This is a genomic window from Thalassotalea sp. G2M2-11, assembly GCF_017168195.1.
In the GTDB taxonomy this organism is placed as follows: Bacteria; Pseudomonadota; Gammaproteobacteria; order Enterobacterales; family Alteromonadaceae; genus Thalassotalea_E.
Genome location: NZ_JADNYL010000001.1, coordinates 739,827 through 756,871, shown reverse-complemented (window position 1 = coordinate 756,871; position 17,045 = coordinate 739,827). Strand labels below are relative to the sequence as shown.

Genomic DNA, 17,045 nt, shown 5'->3' with positions numbered 1-17,045 from the left:
CACAGTACAAAAGTCTTGACTAGCTTTTAGCTATATAGACGGCTAAAAACTTTTAATAGTTAACTCTGATGCCTGTATAGAAACGCCGCCCATTTCGATAAATTCCAACAGGGGCAAATTCATTACGCTCGTAGGTGTAATTAATTTCGTCAAATAAATTGATCCCTTCAATCACAAAGGAAATATTATCATTCAATAAAAATGAAAAATTAACATCTACCTGACCATAATCGTCGGTAATTTCTTCCCCTTGTCCTGTCGCAAACTCTGTTCGAAAATTATAAGATAATCGAGAACTTATCCAGTCATTTTCATAATAAGCAGTCACATTTACGGTGTGATCTGAATTACCCGGAATATCGATATTTTGCCCCGTAAGCGTGTCCTTTCGTTCACCTTGTACAAAAGTGTAATTGGCAATAACTCCAACGCCATAATAAACCTCTTTTTGCAGGTTTAACTCGACACCATAAATACTGCCACCACTACCATTAACAGGGCGATTGATCACCATATCAATATTCTCATAGTTTTCTCGATAGCGTTTAATATCAATAAAAGATTTCACATCTTTATGAAATGCTGCAATCGAAAATAGTGACGCTTCATCTAAGTACCATTCCACACCTAAATCAAAGTTAGTCGCCCTAAATGGGTCTAAATTCGGGTTACCACCGGCTCCTTGTGCTTTAGTAACATTATAATTTGTTGATGGCATCAAGTGATGATATTCAGCACGAGACATCACTTTTGATGCCGATAATCGCAGCACCACATCATGGGTAAGATCGACCACCAAATTAATACTTGGTAAAAAATCGGTATAACTTTTATCAGTAGCCGACCATTGATACTCTTCAAAAATACTGTCCGTTTCCACTGTTTTTTGAAAAGCTTGTGCATCCTGTTGCGTATGAACAAGGCGTAAGCCAAAGTTCCCCCGATAAGCATCACCTGAGAAGTTTGCTTTCACATACCCTGCATAACTTTTCTCACTGATATCGAAACTACTTGGCTTTTCTTCTCCTTGGATAAAAGGTAAATGCTGATATGCTTCATTTAATAGATCAACATCGGCATATGCATAGGCTTTTAAGGTGTCATCAGAGCCAATTCCCTTAAGAAAATGACCGGGAAATAGGGACGAAAAATCAGATAATCGCCAGCCTAAATCAGCCGCAAGCTGATCATAACCGCCATTTTTAGAGCGATAACGAATAAAATCACGCTGATGCACTTTATACTTTCCACCAAATTTAATCGATTGAAGTAATGGCTGATCAAGTTGCCATTCAAAATCAGCTTGAGCAAAAAACTCCTGATCTGTCGACTCTAGCGAGTCTTGCCGAACTTCAGAAATTTGCCATTGGGAGGCATCAAGCGGATCGACTTGATAATCAGTGATAATATTTTTCTGCTCAGTCAAGTCTACCGAAAAGTCAGTATTGGCAGACCATTGTGATGTAAAGTCCTTACTTGTGCCGCCAGATGCTCGGGTTACACCAATTTGGTACTGAGTATGCCAATAATTCACATCATGTTTGATCGACAAATGCACAAGACTTGTGTCTATTTTGGATTGACGCCATATTGCTTCCATTGCGGTATTAAAAGGAATCCCTGTGATATTATTAGATGCAACTTTCGAATATTGGGCTGAAGCTAGTGTATTATCAATAAGTTGATAATCACTGATAAAACCTCCTCTGGCATAGACATTACTAGGCTGCCACAGAAAATTCTGATTACTATTATCAGCAGAAAGTTCTGAAAATAAACTATTTAACTCTATATCCCAATCTAGACTTGGCTGAAACTGAAGTAACATCATCGCACTGGATAATATACGTTGCTGTTGAAAAATAGCAGAACCACCACCACCGGGTGACCATATACCAATTAAATCTGCATTAGTATCAAGTGTTTGACGTAAATTCCCTTGCTGATCACGATTATAGTTACGTGCTAACCATCCCCATGATTCTAATCCATCTCTTCGTAAGCTACGCTCATGTCGAGTCACTGAAAATAAAGCGCCCAATGTTTTCTCATCATTTATCCAATTATAAAACATTGATAATTGAGGATCGTATTCTCGAGAAACATCGCTATATTGCAATTGTGCACTACCAATAAACATTTGATCTTTTGTTTCGAGTGGCGAATGCGTTTTAATATTAATTGATCCGCCTAACGAGCCCTCATCATGATCTGCCTGTGGTGACTTATGTACCTCTAAAGAACTAACAATTTCTGAAGGTAATAAGGTGTAATTAAATCCACGATTGGGTTGAGACGATATCCACCAATCGGCAGAGGCAATACTTTGATTATTCAAATATGTTCGGTTTTGGCTTGGAGCGGTTCCTCTCACCCCAATACGTTCCCCTTCACCTTGCACGCGTTTAATTGATACACCAGTAATGCGTTGTAACGACTCAGCAACATTTTTATCAGGAAACTTACCAATTTCCTCAGCAGTAATTGCATCTAAAATAGAGTCACTGTAGCGTTTAGTATTCATGGATTTGACAATGCTGCCTCTAATTCCGCGTATTTGGATTTTTTCGAGAGCATCATCAGTCGAGACCGCTTCAGAATCTTTGGCTTTTGCGGCAGAAGGCAACACCACACAAAAAACTGAAATAAGTCCGACTAATCGCATCTTTTTAATCATATATGCAATCTCCTAACGATCATTATTTTTTATCAATTTTCAGTGCGTTAACGATAAAAAAACACAAAGTTTTCTTATGCATTTTATTATTTTAAAGGTTCTGATTTGAATCAGTATTATTATTAACTTTCATCCATTCTAAACTCAGTTAAAAACAGCCTTAACTAATTGAAAAACTATTGAGTTTTCAATTGCACAACTTTGGTTGCAAGCATAGAATATAAGCTTAGTTATCATACTCTGTGTGACCTTATTTGACCATCTTTGTTAATAAAAAATTCAATAATAAATGTCCAATAGCCAATATGAAAAAGTAAAAATCAATGAAGTGATGGTCGATTTTGTCGCACTCAAACTCTTCATTGATAATCAGTGGCGTGACATTGAATCCAGACAATTGAGTTTATTAAAGTTACTCATTGATAATCATGGTCAACCAGTCTCAAGAAACCAGATCATGGATGTAGTTTGGCATGACACCATTGTTAGCGATAATTCTGTCTCGCAAGCAATAACTCAGCTCAGGCGTTCTCTCAATGATGGTAAAGACACCCCGCGTTTTATCAAAACCGTGCCGCGTGTCGGATACCAATTAATCGCTGAACTTGAATTTCCTGAGCTCACCACACCTATCAAGCAACAATTAAAACAACAAAAGAAAACTTACCTTTCGGCGGTTGCGGTGAGCGCTATTGTCACACTGACCATCACAGTATTAGCTTATCAACTCAGCCAACCGAAGATACAAGTTCCCAGTTATCAATACGAATCGCGATTAACATCCACTCCTGGACCCGAGAGTTTCTTGCGTTATTCTCCCAATGGTCGTTACTTGGCCTTTAGCCAAATAAGTGAAGATCGACAACAAATGGACTTAGCTGTTTATGACACTCGGACACAGTCTGTTCACACCATTAAAAACACAGGTTACAGCGAAGAAGCAGCCGAGTGGTCACCCGATGGGAACTGGTTGGTATATTTTCGTCATGATCCGTTAAGTTGTGAATTAAGAATTATGTCAGTCAAAAATCCGGTAGAAACATGGCGATTAAGCCCTGACAGCTATTTTCATCATTGCCAACCAGGCTATAGCAGGCAAAAACTACATTGGATTCAAAATAATTTATTTTTTCAACGCTGGGAAAACAACCGTCCAGCGCTTACAAAGCTGATTATCGATGATAAGAAAAACAAGCCCTCTGTTAGTGAACAACACGATATCGGCACATTTTCCCCTGTTATTTTTGATATCGATAAATCGAACCATATGATGTTATTAGTAGAAAAAAATCTACAACAATATCAATTAAGTTTGGTTGATCTAGCAAGCTTAGATCAAACCATGCTTGAGCAGAAAGAAGAAGCATACTGGGGCATTAAATGGCATAAAAGCAATGAAAGTTTTTGGCTAGGAAACCGAAGCCTGAGGTTACAATCCTTGACTGGGTACCAAGAAACCGTCCACTTACCGATTGGCTTTATTCCGGATATCGACTTAAACCCGATAACAAAGCAACTAGCCCATACCGAAGGGCTACTCAATGTTAACCTGTATACCTTACAGCTTGATGAGCTAATACCAATTGATCTACAAAAAGCAAAACGATTGTCATCAGCAGCACGCACAGATATTTTACCCACTATTTCTGACGATGGTGTTCAAACAGCATTTATATCGTATCAACGCCGCTCTAATGACGGGCTTCGCCACGCTGAAATTTGGTTGAAAAATAAATACAAAAAAACAGCGAGCCTGCTAGTTAACTTACCTGAGCATGTGAAACCTCAGTATTTACTCTGGTCCCCAAATGGCGAAAACCTTATTTTAGGTGACAGTCAGTTCAATATTCACCTAATAAATGTGTATAGTAAACATATGGTGCCGATTTTAACCAATCATCCGTTGATTGACGCGGTAAACTGGTCAAGTGATGGCAAGTTAATTAATTATGACACGATAGAGGATAAACAAACTCAACACTGGCAATATAACCTGCAGCTAGCAACATCAATTCTGATCAATAAGAATAATGAACCAGATGAAACACCTCAACAGCTCAGTATTACTGCACTCAAAAAGCTAAATCCTTCATATCGTAACTATTTACAATTGCTTGCGAGCTTTCTCCATCAAGCATTAGCAAATCAATTACCAGTTGATAATTTACTTCCTTCTTTTGCTATTTATCGACCTTACGTCTTCACTAATGGCATTTACTATGTGGTCAAGCAAGGTCACCAACTGTATTTATATTTATATCTATTTGATAAGCAGGAAAATCTAAAAATTGCTCGACTTGGAAATTATGAACAAGATGTGCAGCTAAAACTCAATATTAGTGCCTCATCTGATGGAAAAGAAATCGTGTTTTCAAAACTAGAGGAATTAGAAACTGATATTTTAGTACAAGGCAAAGTAACTGACGATTAAGCTTCCCTTGACCTTTCATTCAACATCAATTATTCGCAACAGATTATATATCGACCATTCTGGATAAAGCCAACAGCTAATAATTAAGAAATTTGATGCAAAAACTCTGTCAACTTTTTAATAGACCATTGCCGTTGCTCTGCTTCAGTTATTGCTTTATTCACTAACCTCTGAGCAGCAGCTTGATCATTTTCAACTAATTTTAATTTTGCCTGACTTAACAATAAATCAGGGTGTTCTTCATCAAGCTGTAACGCCTTGGTTAAATATTGCTGGGCTAACGGCCAATTTTTTTCACTAAGCAACAACTCAACTAAATCTCTTTGAGAACGAAAATGTCCCTTATCTGCCGCCATTGTTAACCAACGTTTAGCTTTGTCTACATCGTATTGAATAGTTCTCTTATCTAATAATTCTCGTGCTAATCGATATTGAGCGAACACAAAACCAGACTGCGCTGCATTTAAAATCCAATTAAGCCCTTTTTCTCGATCTGCTCGCGTATATTTACCGCGTAATAAATTGGCACCTAAACGATATTGAGAATTAGGAAAGCCATTTTCAGCCGAAGCTAACAAGAGATCTGAACTAGCCGTTGCCTGCTGCCAATGAAACTTCAACAACCGTGTCGCATTATGTTCATCAGTATTCATCCAATTGGCAATATAATACTGGATCAGCGCGTTACCCTGCTCAGCTGCGTCAATTAAACGATTAATCTTTATTTGATATTCTTTCTTTTGATCAGCAAAACTTGCCTGATAACGTTCTCCCTTAAAAGTAGTGAAATGATACAGCAAGGAGCGACTGGTAAAAGCTTGCGCTTTGCCATCAACGCGGTAAGGCTCATAACGCCAACGTCGTACGGCATTATATATCGCTCTATTAAAGGTTTTATCAGGGAAGGCATCAATAATATCAACATCTTTAACCGCCCCCGACTCATCAATATCGAATTCTAGCCATACCCAACCTTCAATACCTTTCTCATAAGCTGACTTAGGATATTTCGCATCGACAGTATGTATCCGACGAGGAGGTTGATTGCTTTTTTGAAAAGGGCGTTGATTAAATACTGGCAACAGATTTTTCTGATAGCGTTCAAAGCCGTAATGCTCATTTAGGGCTAAATAACCCGACTCGAGTTGTTGAGGTTGGTTAATTTTTTGAGCGATAAGCTGTGTCGCCGATTTTGCATCTTCAACCCCAAAATCAGCAGCCAGCTGAAACCATGAATGAGCATTGAATAAGTTTTCTTTAACACCTTGACCATGCAGATACATCACGCCAATATTATAAATTGCATCTTTGTTGCCAAGTTTTGCTAGGCGTTTAAACTCATTAATTGCTTTTTGATATTCCCCTTTATTATAAAAAGAAGTCGCCGACAACAGATCTGCGTTTGCAGAAAAGTTAGGCAAAAAACATAATAAAAAGAGAATACGAAAAAAAAACTTCATGCTCAGCGAAGATAAACCTTTACTTGCGTAGCCGAAAAATTATCTATCATGGCAATAATGTAACTAACTCTCGCTGCCATAACAAAATTTTATATATTTGTTGATTCATTCTACTGTTTTTAATTTATGATTGCTTGCGAAATTTTTCATATTTCAAAGAAAAAACACGAGTTTTAAAGTTACCTTTAAAACTCGTGAACCAAGGATGTGTGTAAGGGAAACCTTGTCCTTGGAAAAAACACTGTTATCAACGACCAAATGCTGATAACAATTAAGTTCATATTCCGCTAGAAGTTAAAACGCGCTCCGACCATAAAGCGTCGACCATCAGCGTAATAACCTGTTAGCGCTTGTTTCACTCCTTTTTCTTGATAACTAAATGATTTTTCATCCATTAAGTTAACCCCTTCCACAACAAGTGCTATATTTTCACTAATGTTATAAGTAAAATTCGCATCCACTTGTCCGTATGCATCGACATAACCAGGCCAGCCTTTACCTGTGTCATACCCCGTACGATAGTTATATGACACGCGTCCACTCATATCATCATTTTCGAAATATGCACTTAAATTAACGGTATGATCTGAGTTTCCAGGGATAGTAACATCATTACCCTCGCTATCTTTTGCTTCACCATCGACATAGGTATAGTTTGCTGAAACACCAAAGCCTTTATATAGCTCTTGCTGATAGCCCAATTCAATTCCTTGAATGGTGCCCCCTTTACCGTTAACAGGACGATTGATCAGAATTTCAACCCCTTCATGCACTTCTAAGCTCGCTTGTGCATCAATAAATGATTGAATGTCTTTATGAAAAAATGCCGCTGAAACAATCCCTGCTTCATTGAAGTACCACTCAAGCCCAAAATCAAACTGGGTCGCGCGATACGGGTCAATATTAGGATTACCGCCAGTGCCGGTTTGAGTTTCCTTATTATATGATGTCGAAGATGTCATATCGGCATAATCTGGACGTGACATAACACGTGCTGCACTTATTCTTAAGACCACGTCATCAGATAAATCAACGGCTAAGTTAAGGCTTGGTAAAATATCAAAATAGTCACTATCTTTTGTTGTCCAGACTTCTTCACCTACCGCGCCAACATAGGCAGATGAACGTTGATCAGTTTGAACTAAGCGAACACCAACATTACCACGCAACCCTTCGGCATCAATATCAGCTTTGATATATCCTGCCAAAATTTCTTCGTTTACTTCAAAGGTACTCGCCTTAAGTAGTCGATAATCCCAGCCTAATGCATCCCCTTCTATTCTTACCTTATCTGAATCAGTGATGGCATAATTACGTAACGTTCCCGAAGAACCTTGACCTGACAAAAAGTCACCTGGCATCGAAAGTGAGTAATCAGATAAACTCCAATTTAAGTCGGTACGTGCATCTGTGGTGTGTTTCGTATTAAAACGCGTGTGATCTCTATACTTAACACCGAGTTTAATGGCACTGAAAATTGCGACATCTATGTTACGAATAAAATCAGTTTGAACATATTTCTCATCATCCTTCGCGTCATTTGAGTCATAGCGAATAAAATCTAAATTCCACAAGTCGCCATTAGCAGGATCTTTATCATAACTAACCTGTACATCTTTAGCATTCGACGCATCAAAACGATGGACTGCGTTGCCGCCCCAACCAACACTTCTATCTGCTTGAGAACCACCAGTACCTTCCGTATAACCTAAATGGACACTTGAAATCCAGGTATCCCCCTCATGCTCAAGTTTTAAATCATATGATTTCGTTTTAAGCTGAGAGTTACGTACTTTTGTTTCATCAAGAATATTGTTGCCATCAGGGGAAAGACCTAAGGTTCCTGCTACCACCATAGGGCCTACTTTATCATGATCTATAACTGTTACATCCGTGTAATCTGAACCTCCATAACCAGTTAACCATAAAAAGTTTTGGTTTTCGTTATCCATATCCATGGTTGAGTCTAAGGCATTAAACGTAACATCGATGTTGTCGTCAGGTCGATACTGTAGTGTTAAATTCCCTCCAGTTCTAACTCGCTGCTGACTGAACATTGCTGACCCACCACCGCCGGGGCTATAAACATTTTTGTACTCTGTGCCATCGGAAAGGGTGATGTCTCTTTTTGCCCAGCTCCATGCTTCAATCCCATCACGTCGTAAGTTCCGCTCCTGACGAACCACTGATAGCATAGCGCCAAAATTTTCTTTTTCATTTTTCCAGCTGTACATAGCGGAAGCGACAGGATCTGTTTCGCCTGAAACTTGAGAATGTTGAGCAAGTAACGACGCGGCAAATTTACCAGCATCCATTTCTAACGGTTTACGCGTTCTGACAATAACCGTACCACCTATTGAACCTTCATCAATGTCAGCTTCCGCTGATTTATAAACTTCAAGGCCTGAAACTATTTCTGAAGGCAACATAGTGTAGTTGAAACCTCTATTTGCCGCTGAATTCGTCCACCAATCAGCAGAACCTACCGCCTGACCATTCAATAATGTGCGGTTTTGGCTCTCTGTTGTGCCGCGAATACTTACCCGTTCACCTTCACCAAAATTTCGAGTAATCGATACCCCTGTGATCCGCTGCAAAGATTCTGCAACATTTTGGTCTGGAAACTTACCTATATCTTCAGCGGTAACCGCATCCACAATTGATGTTGAATAACGCTTTGTGTTCAATGATTTAACAACACTACCTCGAATACCACGCACTTGAATTGTTTCGATTTCATCTGTAGTGGCAGACTGAGATTTTGCACCCTCGGCTAAGGTAACTTGGTTTATCGATAACAAACCTATTGCTAAGGCAGCCTTCACCCCATTGCTTATTTTACTTTGATTGAATTTTTGCATTTTTATGCTCCGACATTACATTCATTATATTTTTTATAACAACCTAACTTGGCAAAGACTTGCAATTGCTTATCAGTTGTTTATTTCCCCTCGTGTGCCGTAAACCATGTATAACATTCAATATTGTTTCACTTTAAAGCATCAAAATTTTCTCTGCTCTTTGCCTAACTTTTTGCTATTGAACTTAATTCCAGTGCTTAGCAGCCACTTCATCTAAAAGCAGCTGACTTGAAGAGTCTTGAAAGTGTGTGAAAAGTTGTGAATTCTAAATATTTATTTGCTATCACATTGTTAAATAATAAGTAATATTTAGAAATAAATGATTTTTAATTTGCTATAAACTCTTTCATTTACCGAATGATCACTCCGTGATGGTGTTCAAAATAAACATCGGTGGTAATAAATCCACCCAAAAATATTCAAACACAAGCAGTAGAAAATCCCCTACTCGATTGTTTAATTCATGTTAGCGATTGAAACCATAGGTAATAGATAGACTTGTTTATTATGGTATTGTGGTATTTACTTAATTATTATTTGCTAACAGCTTTTGACTGATGAGTAGAAACGTAATTAACATTTATGCTTTTATTTTTTTATTACTTTGTTCAGTTAATAGGGTGTGTGCGCTTGAAGTAACCTTTATTGTTCCCGACCAAAAAGGTCCTTTATTTTGGGATATGGTTAGTGAAATCAGCAAATCAACTGCTCATAGCTTAAATATAAAATTCAACGTTATTTACACCGCTTCCAACCGTTTCGCCCTAAAAAACACCATTGATAAAATTATTCATAGCAAGCAATTACCTGATTATTTAATTTATCGCCCATTTTTGGGAAATACCGAAGCCGTTTTCAATCAATTAGAACAAGCCAAAATCCCCTTTATTACCTTAGAGCAAGCGTTTCATGGTGACATGAAACTGCAACTAGGAGAGCCTCAAGAAAAATTTAAGTATTGGATCGGGCAAATGAACTATGATAATCAAGCTGGCGGGAAATTATTACTTAACGCTCTCATTTCTGCCCATCAATTAAAGTATCCCAACGAGAAAATACATATTATCGGCATTGGTGGTGACTTCGACCGAGTCAGTGCAGATCGTCAGTTTGCACTGCAACAAATACTCGAACAACCTAAAGAGAATATTGTCGTAGAACAAATTTTTCCTATGTATTGGAACCCAACACTCATTAAAGATCGTTTGCCACTGATGAAAAATCGTTATCCGCAAACGAATATATTTTGGTGTGGGGGAGATCAAATGGCACTAGAACTGTTGCGTTTACATCAAATGTCATCAAATAAAGCGATCATAGTGGGTGGTTTCGATTGGTTACCACAGGCAATCGAAAAAATAGCGCAAGGTGAATTTACCGCATCGGTTGGTGGTCATATGCTGATGGTCGCAAGTGCTTTAATCAAAATTATCGATTTAGAGCAAGGAATTAATCGCTTTTCATCTCCCGCTTTACTGAACGAGTATGAGTTAATCGATAAGAATAATGTGAAAAAATACAAACAGTTTATTGATGAACGACAATGGCAGGCAGTTGATTATAACCAGTTCTTGCGATCAAAAAATCCACAGGCTCCCACATTAAATATTAAAAACATCTTGCAACTAATGAAGCAAAATAAAGCTACTTCACTAACTGCAAAATAGTCGATGCTTCTGGGGCAGCGATAACCACTGACTCTGATACGAATTTCCCTTGCTTGAAGCGGTCAAAATTAGCTTGTTTAACTTCCAATTGCTGACAAAATTGCTTAAAGGTTAAAAAATCACGTGCGGTGAATTTGTCCTGTTCACGCGTCATTAAGCCATCAATATAAATTTGATCACCCGTTAAATTTAAATTGGCAATAGCACTATATTGATCTCCATAACGTTTTGTTCTGATCGCACGTACAGCTTTAACTTCAAAAATCCAGTCATTTAACTCGATATAACGAGGCATTGTAGTCATAAAGAAAACCTTGAAAAAAGTCGGTTACAGGCTGGGAGATGTAACCGACAATACATAGGGGAAATATACAGCGATTTAAGTTTACTTACTAACCGATGCTAGGTATTGCGCTAATTCTTCTTCACTAATACCGGAATCAGCATTAGTATCAATTTTATCAAAAGCATCCACTAGAGATGTTTTGTTTGAAGCTTTTAATTCTTCTTTACTAAGTAAGCCATTGTTATCTTTATCAAACCTTTTCACTAATGCATTGAACTTACCTGCATGCGACTTCGTTTGACCCATTTCAGCTTTCGCTTTACTTGTTAACGCATTAGCATCATTGGCATTGGCATTAGTCATCAATGCACCCGCAGTAATAATTGCCACAACAGCAGTAACTTTTTTTAAACTCATAGCTTCCATAATTTATTCCTTACATAGTTATCATTAATAATGTCACTAAATTCTAGTGTCAATCAGATAGAGCACATTGTGTACCAACTTTATAAGCAACTGTTTTATAAGAGGTTAATGAAAAACCCGCCCTTTCACCCAATAAAAAATGTCGCCAAATAGCAACACCAAATACAGCAAAAATAAATCTCAATACAGAACTTGCCACTTATTATTGTTTTTTAACATATAAAACAATCAATTAGGTTTTATTATTGCAACAGAACACACTGTCTCAAAAAAGCGACAGCATTGTGTTTATCATGCAAATAACGTAAAAAGAGCCTGTAATCATCATGGGAATAGATGTTCAAATGAACAAATGGCTTAAAACAATAAGAGTCCGTAGTAATAAAACATTATTGTTAAATAATTTACCTATTAAAACGTTAGCCTTATTAGGTTTCGGTTTAGTACTAGTGCCTTTGATCGTGGCGCTGCTCTATAGTGCAAGTCAAGTTAATCATATTGCTAACAAAGGCAGCCAAACAATTTTTAATGTCGCGAAACTGGTTGAAACCAATCAACAACTAACCGCTTCAACAAAAAGTATGCAACGTTTTGCCAGCCAATATGTTGTCTTACAACAAGCCTCAATTCTTAAACTATATCAAGAGCATAAAGACAATTTCATCAGTACAATCAAAAAGCACCAACTAGCCTCTCATCCGAGTTTAATGCCAATTAGCACAGCGTTAACCGCCAGTATTACCCAACTGGATATCGAGCTAACAACTGATAAACCAAACAGTGACGAGCAACTGAAGCAAATAGAGCTGCTGTTTAAAGGGCTGACCGCAGAGCTGCAGGCATTCACTCAACAAAGCAATCAGTTAATTACCGAGCAAGTCACCATGATGAATGATTCTGCAGAGCAGGTATCTGCAACCATATTACAAAGTCTGCTCATCATTCCTTTTTCTATCCTTATTGCTATTGTGTTTATCAGGCTTATTCAGCAACCGCTAAATAAGCTATCACATACCATTAAGCGCCTTGAACAAGGTCGTTTTGATGAAAAAATATCCTATAGTGGTGCCAAAGAAATACAGGAAATAGCAAAGGCATTAGAGTTAATGCGCTCTCGACTACATTCATTAGAACTGCAAAAGTCGAGCTTTATTCGCCATATTTCTCATGAACTAAAAACACCACTTGCTGCAATTAGAGAAGGCACAGCCCTGTTATACGATAACAGTGTCGGAACATTAAATGCCGGTCAGCATGAAATTACCAACATCATCAAGCAAAGTGTGTCACGTCTTCAACAATTAATTGAAGATTTACTCGATTTTAATATCGTGCTTGACTCCACTAGCTTACAAGATGCCGAAAATGTGGCGCTAGCTCCGCTCATAGAGCAATGCATGACCTTAAGAAAACTCGACTTGCAAAGCAAACAATTGCAAGTCAAAGTTAATTGTCAGTCCATTGCATTTAAAACGAATGCCAAACAACTTTCCGTAATTATCGATAACTTATTGTCGAATGCCATCAAATATTCACCCATCAAAGGTGTAATTTCAATCAGTGCCGTTAAGGATAGTGAGCGAGTAATCATGACAATAAGCGATCAAGGAACAGGCATTGCTCCCGCTATTCAAAAACAGGTTTTTGATGCGTTTTATCAAGGACCCGCACCAGATAAAAGCACAATAAAAAGTAGCGGGTTGGGTCTAACCATAGTGAAAGAACTATTAATGCGTCTGCAAGGTGACATAGAATTAACAAACTTAGCCGCTCCAGCACATGGCTTACACATTAAGCTCACATTTTTATTAAAGTAGAAGCTAATTTATGAAACAACTACGGCAAATATTTCAACAAATGATACTCAATTTAACAGGCATGAATCTTCGCACTATCTGCCAGTTTGGCTTAGTGCTCACCTGTGCTATCACTTTATCCGCCTGTCAGCTAACCTCGACACCTCAAACGCAAAGTATCGCTAGTGAGTATTATTTATGGATAAAAACCTTATCCCATGATGAACTCAGGCAAGAGCTTGCTCAGCAACAACAAAATGAAGTCGCGGGATTGACCCAAGCAAGAGTCAATTTAATCTTTTTATATGCAATGCCTGATTCTCCCGTTTACAACCCTTATACTGCGAAAACTTTACTCAACCGTTTGGTGACAGAGCAAAGTGATCCCCTGTTATCAAGCCAAGACTACGCCTTGTTAAATTTATTAAGAGAACAATTAAATCAACACATTCTCACTTCAAATAAATTGTTACAGGCTAAACAACAATTGCAAGAACAACAACTTAAGCAGGATATGATCCTGGCGAAACAACAAGAGACAATCAAAAAATTACAAGAACAGATCAAACAACTCACCCAAATAGAACTGACCATAGAACAGGAACAATGAGTCGAATATCACTATGACTACAACTTCTCCACCAAACACCAAAGAACATATCCTCATTGTTGATGATGACCCAAGCTTATTAAGGTTATTAAGCATCCGGTTATCAGCAGCAGGTTATCAAGTGAGCTCTGCCGAAAATGCCAAGCAAGCACTTGGCTTATTAAAAGGCACACAACCACAATTAGTGATCAGTGATTTACGTATGGAAGGCATGGATGGCATGGCCTTATTTGAAAAAATTCGCCAATCACATCCTAATCTGCCGGTGATCATTATGACCGCGCACGGTACCATTCCCGATGCTATCAATGCCACTAAGCAGGGGGTGTTCAGCTTCTTAACTAAACCATTTGAGAGCCAAGAATTACTTGATACCGTCGAACAAGCCATACATTTACAACCACACTCAAGCTATACAGCAGATCAATCTAGCAGTGAGTCATGGCGCAAAGATATCATTAGCCGCAGTGCCATCATGTCATCACTTTTGCAACAAGCTAAGCAAGTAGCAAAAAGTGATTTTAGTTTACTCATACAAAGTCAAAGCGGTACAGGCAAAGAGCTACTAGCCAAAGCAATTCACCTTGCCAGTGATCGACGCGATCACCCGTTTACCGCAATCAATTGCGCAGCGATCCCTGAACAGCTGTTAGAATCTGAATTATTTGGCCACAAAAAAGGTGCATTCACTGGCGCAGAAAGAAATCATATCGGTTTATTTGAAGCCAGTAACGGGGGAACACTATTTTTAGATGAAATAGGAGACATGCCACTTAACTTTCAGGTTAAGCTTTTACGCGCCTTGCAAGAAAAAGAAGTCCGCCCTCTAGGAAGTACAACCTCGATAAAAATTGACGTGAGGATCATTTCCGCCACTCATCGTAACCTGCAAAAATCCATTGTTGAACAAACATTTAGGGAAGATTTGTATTATCGTCTTAATGTGGTTGAATTAGAATTACCACCATTGGCTGAACGCCGTGAAGATATTCCATTATTGGCACAATACTTTTTAGATCAATCTAAAAAACAATCAAACAATACCGTCAAAGGCTTTACGAAAGAAGCAATGGAATTACTGATCAGTGCCCCATGGCCTGGCAATATTCGCCAATTACAAAATATTGTCGAACAAAGTATTGCCTTATCGAGCGAGACCATGATCAATGAAGCGCAAATTCGCAATGCTTTACGTGATAAAACCGCCCAATTGCCTTCGTTTCAGGAAGCTCGTGATCATTTTGAACGTGATTACTTAGCAAAATTACTCAACATCACCGCAGGCAATGTCTCACAAGCAGCCAAAATTGCACAACGTAATCGTACCGAATTTTACAAATTACTTAACAAACATCATTTATCTGCAGAAGCATTTAGGGAAGAAAAAGCTGAACAGTCATAACACTGTTCAGCTTATCTATTTGGCAAAACACCACTAAGGTAATTCATTCAAGTTAATCATTGGCATTTCATCATCTGGCCGAATAAACAGTGTACCGAACGGTGTTGATTCAGAGAAAAAACCGGTATTTTTCAAGTAAAAGCCATCATCATTCGTACCACCTTGATAATCCAAACGCGCTGCTTTTCTGGCAGTCGCATCATAAGTAAACTTAGCCTGAATCATTGGTTCCCAATCAGAATCAACACCTTTAACCCACTGATTGCTATAAGTTGCCATACGTTCAAATTGCCCTGCTCCAGTAATAAAATTTTCTAAAAAAGAATACGGAGACTCTAGATATACCGATGTTTTTGGGCGCCTAAAACTTGCGATTAACTGCCATTGCTTGACATCTGGATCATAAAAATACGCCGTAAAGTCGGTATCTGTGCCGTTTGCTAACGGCTGATAACGCGTCAGAAAACGATAGGTAGTGCCAGCTTTCCAGTTATATTTCAAATAACTTTGCCCACCTGAACCTTCATTACCGAACTTCCCGGTATGCACATGCTCACCTTTTCTTAATAAGGTAATTTTGTACTCATCTGGGATATTACTGGGATCATCAGTGGTATATGGGCTCCAAATAGAAAACAGCACCCGTCGCTCTGTGGCAGAATTCACTTGAATACCAAAGTAACCTCCATTAAAGCCATTCGCCATATAGTATGATCCTAAGGTGTCTTGGCCTTCAGGTACCGTGATTTCATTGTAAAACCACTCATAATTTCTACTCTTATCTGGAAGAGTAAAGTTTAAGTGCACCGATGGCCCACGACGCCCCCAATAAAAATCATCTTTGACATAATAATTTGCACCAAGCGTTGCATCACCACCGATCATAATATGAGAAATTTTGGGGTAAAATTTACTTGAGGTATTATCGGCTGAAATTTCTAGTCGTTGATATCCGCTTTCAACTACATCAAACACACCGACAGGTAAAATTTCTTGCTCAGTATTAGCCATTGAAAGAGTTTTGCTTTTACCATTTAATGCAATCTTGATGCTTGACGGCCCAGACACTACCTGACCTTTAATACCGATATTGATAGGTCCAGTTTTACTGACATAAAAAAAGGTCACTAATTTATCATGCTGACTTGACCAGTGAGTGATGCCTTGCTCACCAATTAATTGCTCAGAAGCAGCAATATTATCAGCAACCCATGTATTTCCTCGCACTGGGATTTCAATGGCTACATCTTCAACTGTCAGTGTTTTTTCTGGTTTTGACCTTGTTTCTGACTGAGGATCTAAATTTGCATCAGATTCACTACAAGCCAGTAAGAACAGTGACAACACTCCCGATAACACAATGTAAGCAAGCTTTTTTACATTCTTCATTGTTTCTAATCTCATGATAATTTATCGCTAGAATAAAAAA

11 protein-coding genes are annotated in these 17,045 nt (G+C 38.3%); 5 read left to right on the top strand and 6 right to left on the bottom strand.

Going from position 1 to position 17,045, the window contains the following annotated elements; translation table 11 throughout:
- Positions 1–52: 52 nt before the first annotated feature.
- A complete protein-coding gene (locus IV514_RS03195; RefSeq protein ID WP_206483450.1) occupies positions 53–2,677 on the bottom strand; it encodes a TonB-dependent receptor in 2,625 nt (874 codons plus the stop codon).
- A gap of 289 nt (positions 2,678–2,966) precedes the next feature.
- Here IV514_RS03195 and IV514_RS03190 point away from each other — a divergent pair, with 289 nt between their 5' ends.
- On the top strand, positions 2,967–5,108 hold the full coding sequence (locus IV514_RS03190; protein WP_206483449.1) for a winged helix-turn-helix domain-containing protein: 2,142 nt from the start codon (positions 2,967–2,969) through the stop codon (positions 5,106–5,108).
- Positions 5,109–5,191: 83 nt separating this feature from the next.
- On the opposite strand, the gene IV514_RS03185 is transcribed toward IV514_RS03190, so the two are convergent.
- Together IV514_RS03185 and IV514_RS03180 are read right to left on the bottom strand one after the other, a co-directional pair.
- Positions 5,192–6,568, bottom strand: a complete 1,377-nt coding sequence (locus tag IV514_RS03185; RefSeq protein ID WP_206483448.1) for a TonB family protein — start codon at positions 6,566–6,568, stop codon at positions 5,192–5,194.
- 287 nt (positions 6,569–6,855) lie between these two features.
- The gene (locus tag IV514_RS03180) at positions 6,856–9,429 is read right to left on the bottom strand and encodes a TonB-dependent receptor (RefSeq protein WP_206483447.1); all 2,574 of its coding nucleotides are present in this window, start codon (positions 9,427–9,429) and stop codon (positions 6,856–6,858) included.
- 557 nt (positions 9,430–9,986) lie between these two features.
- Here IV514_RS03180 and IV514_RS03175 point away from each other — a divergent pair.
- On the top strand, positions 9,987–11,096 hold the full coding sequence (locus IV514_RS03175) for an ABC transporter substrate-binding protein (protein WP_206483446.1): 1,110 nt from the start codon (positions 9,987–9,989) through the stop codon (positions 11,094–11,096).
- On the opposite strand, the gene IV514_RS03170 is transcribed toward IV514_RS03175, so the two are convergent.
- Both IV514_RS03170 and IV514_RS03165 read right to left on the bottom strand, forming a co-directional pair.
- Positions 11,074–11,400 carry a hypothetical protein gene (locus IV514_RS03170; RefSeq protein WP_206483445.1) on the bottom strand — a complete coding sequence of 109 codons (327 nt, stop codon included), beginning with the start codon at positions 11,398–11,400 and terminating at the stop codon, positions 11,074–11,076. The two genes, IV514_RS03175 and IV514_RS03170, sit on opposite strands and share 23 nt — an antisense overlap.
- A gap of 81 nt (positions 11,401–11,481) precedes the next feature.
- A complete protein-coding gene (locus IV514_RS03165) occupies positions 11,482–11,808 on the bottom strand; it encodes a hypothetical protein (RefSeq protein ID WP_206484007.1) in 327 nt (108 codons plus the stop codon).
- 326 nt (positions 11,809–12,134) lie between these two features.
- Here IV514_RS03165 and IV514_RS03160 point away from each other — a divergent pair, with 326 nt between their 5' ends.
- Genes IV514_RS03160 through IV514_RS03150 form a run of 3 tightly spaced genes read left to right on the top strand, consistent with a single transcriptional unit; the run spans position 12,135 to position 15,616 of the window.
- On the top strand, positions 12,135–13,625 hold the full coding sequence (locus tag IV514_RS03160; RefSeq protein WP_206483444.1) for an ATP-binding protein: 1,491 nt from the start codon (positions 12,135–12,137) through the stop codon (positions 13,623–13,625).
- Between the two features lie 10 nt (positions 13,626–13,635).
- Entirely contained in the window at positions 13,636–14,214 is a 579-nt protein-coding gene (locus IV514_RS03155; RefSeq protein WP_206483443.1) for a hypothetical protein, read from the top strand.
- 13 nt (positions 14,215–14,227) lie between these two features.
- Positions 14,228–15,616, top strand: a complete 1,389-nt coding sequence (locus tag IV514_RS03150; RefSeq protein ID WP_206483442.1) for a sigma 54-interacting transcriptional regulator — start codon at positions 14,228–14,230, stop codon at positions 15,614–15,616.
- 33 nt (positions 15,617–15,649) lie between these two features.
- Here the strand turns inward: IV514_RS03150 and IV514_RS03145 are convergent, their stop codons facing one another.
- Positions 15,650–17,020 carry a DUF3472 domain-containing protein gene (locus IV514_RS03145; protein ID WP_206483441.1) on the bottom strand — a complete coding sequence of 457 codons (1,371 nt, stop codon included), beginning with the start codon at positions 17,018–17,020 and terminating at the stop codon, positions 15,650–15,652.
- Between the last annotated feature and the right edge of the window lie 25 nt (positions 17,021–17,045).

Coding starts and splice junctions, on each gene's coding strand:
- IV514_RS03150 (WP_206483442.1), top strand. CDS start 14,228: ATGACTACAACTTCTCCACCAAACACCAAAGAACATATCCTCATTGTT.
- IV514_RS03185 (WP_206483448.1), bottom strand. CDS start 6,568: ATGAAGTTTTTTTTTCGTATTCTCTTTTTATTATGTTTTTTGCCTAAC.
- IV514_RS03170 (WP_206483445.1), bottom strand. CDS start 11,400: ATGACTACAATGCCTCGTTATATCGAGTTAAATGACTGGATTTTTGAA.
- IV514_RS03145 (WP_206483441.1), bottom strand. CDS start 17,020: ATGAGATTAGAAACAATGAAGAATGTAAAAAAGCTTGCTTACATTGTG.
- IV514_RS03190 (WP_206483449.1), top strand. CDS start 2,967: ATGTCCAATAGCCAATATGAAAAAGTAAAAATCAATGAAGTGATGGTC.
- IV514_RS03155 (WP_206483443.1), top strand. CDS start 13,636: ATGAAACAACTACGGCAAATATTTCAACAAATGATACTCAATTTAACA.
- IV514_RS03175 (WP_206483446.1), top strand. CDS start 9,987: ATGAGTAGAAACGTAATTAACATTTATGCTTTTATTTTTTTATTACTT.
- IV514_RS03165 (WP_206484007.1), bottom strand. CDS start 11,808: ATGGAAGCTATGAGTTTAAAAAAAGTTACTGCTGTTGTGGCAATTATT.
- IV514_RS03195 (WP_206483450.1), bottom strand. CDS start 2,677: ATGATTAAAAAGATGCGATTAGTCGGACTTATTTCAGTTTTTTGTGTG.
- IV514_RS03160 (WP_206483444.1), top strand. CDS start 12,135: ATGGGAATAGATGTTCAAATGAACAAATGGCTTAAAACAATAAGAGTC.
- IV514_RS03180 (WP_206483447.1), bottom strand. CDS start 9,429: ATGCAAAAATTCAATCAAAGTAAAATAAGCAATGGGGTGAAGGCTGCC.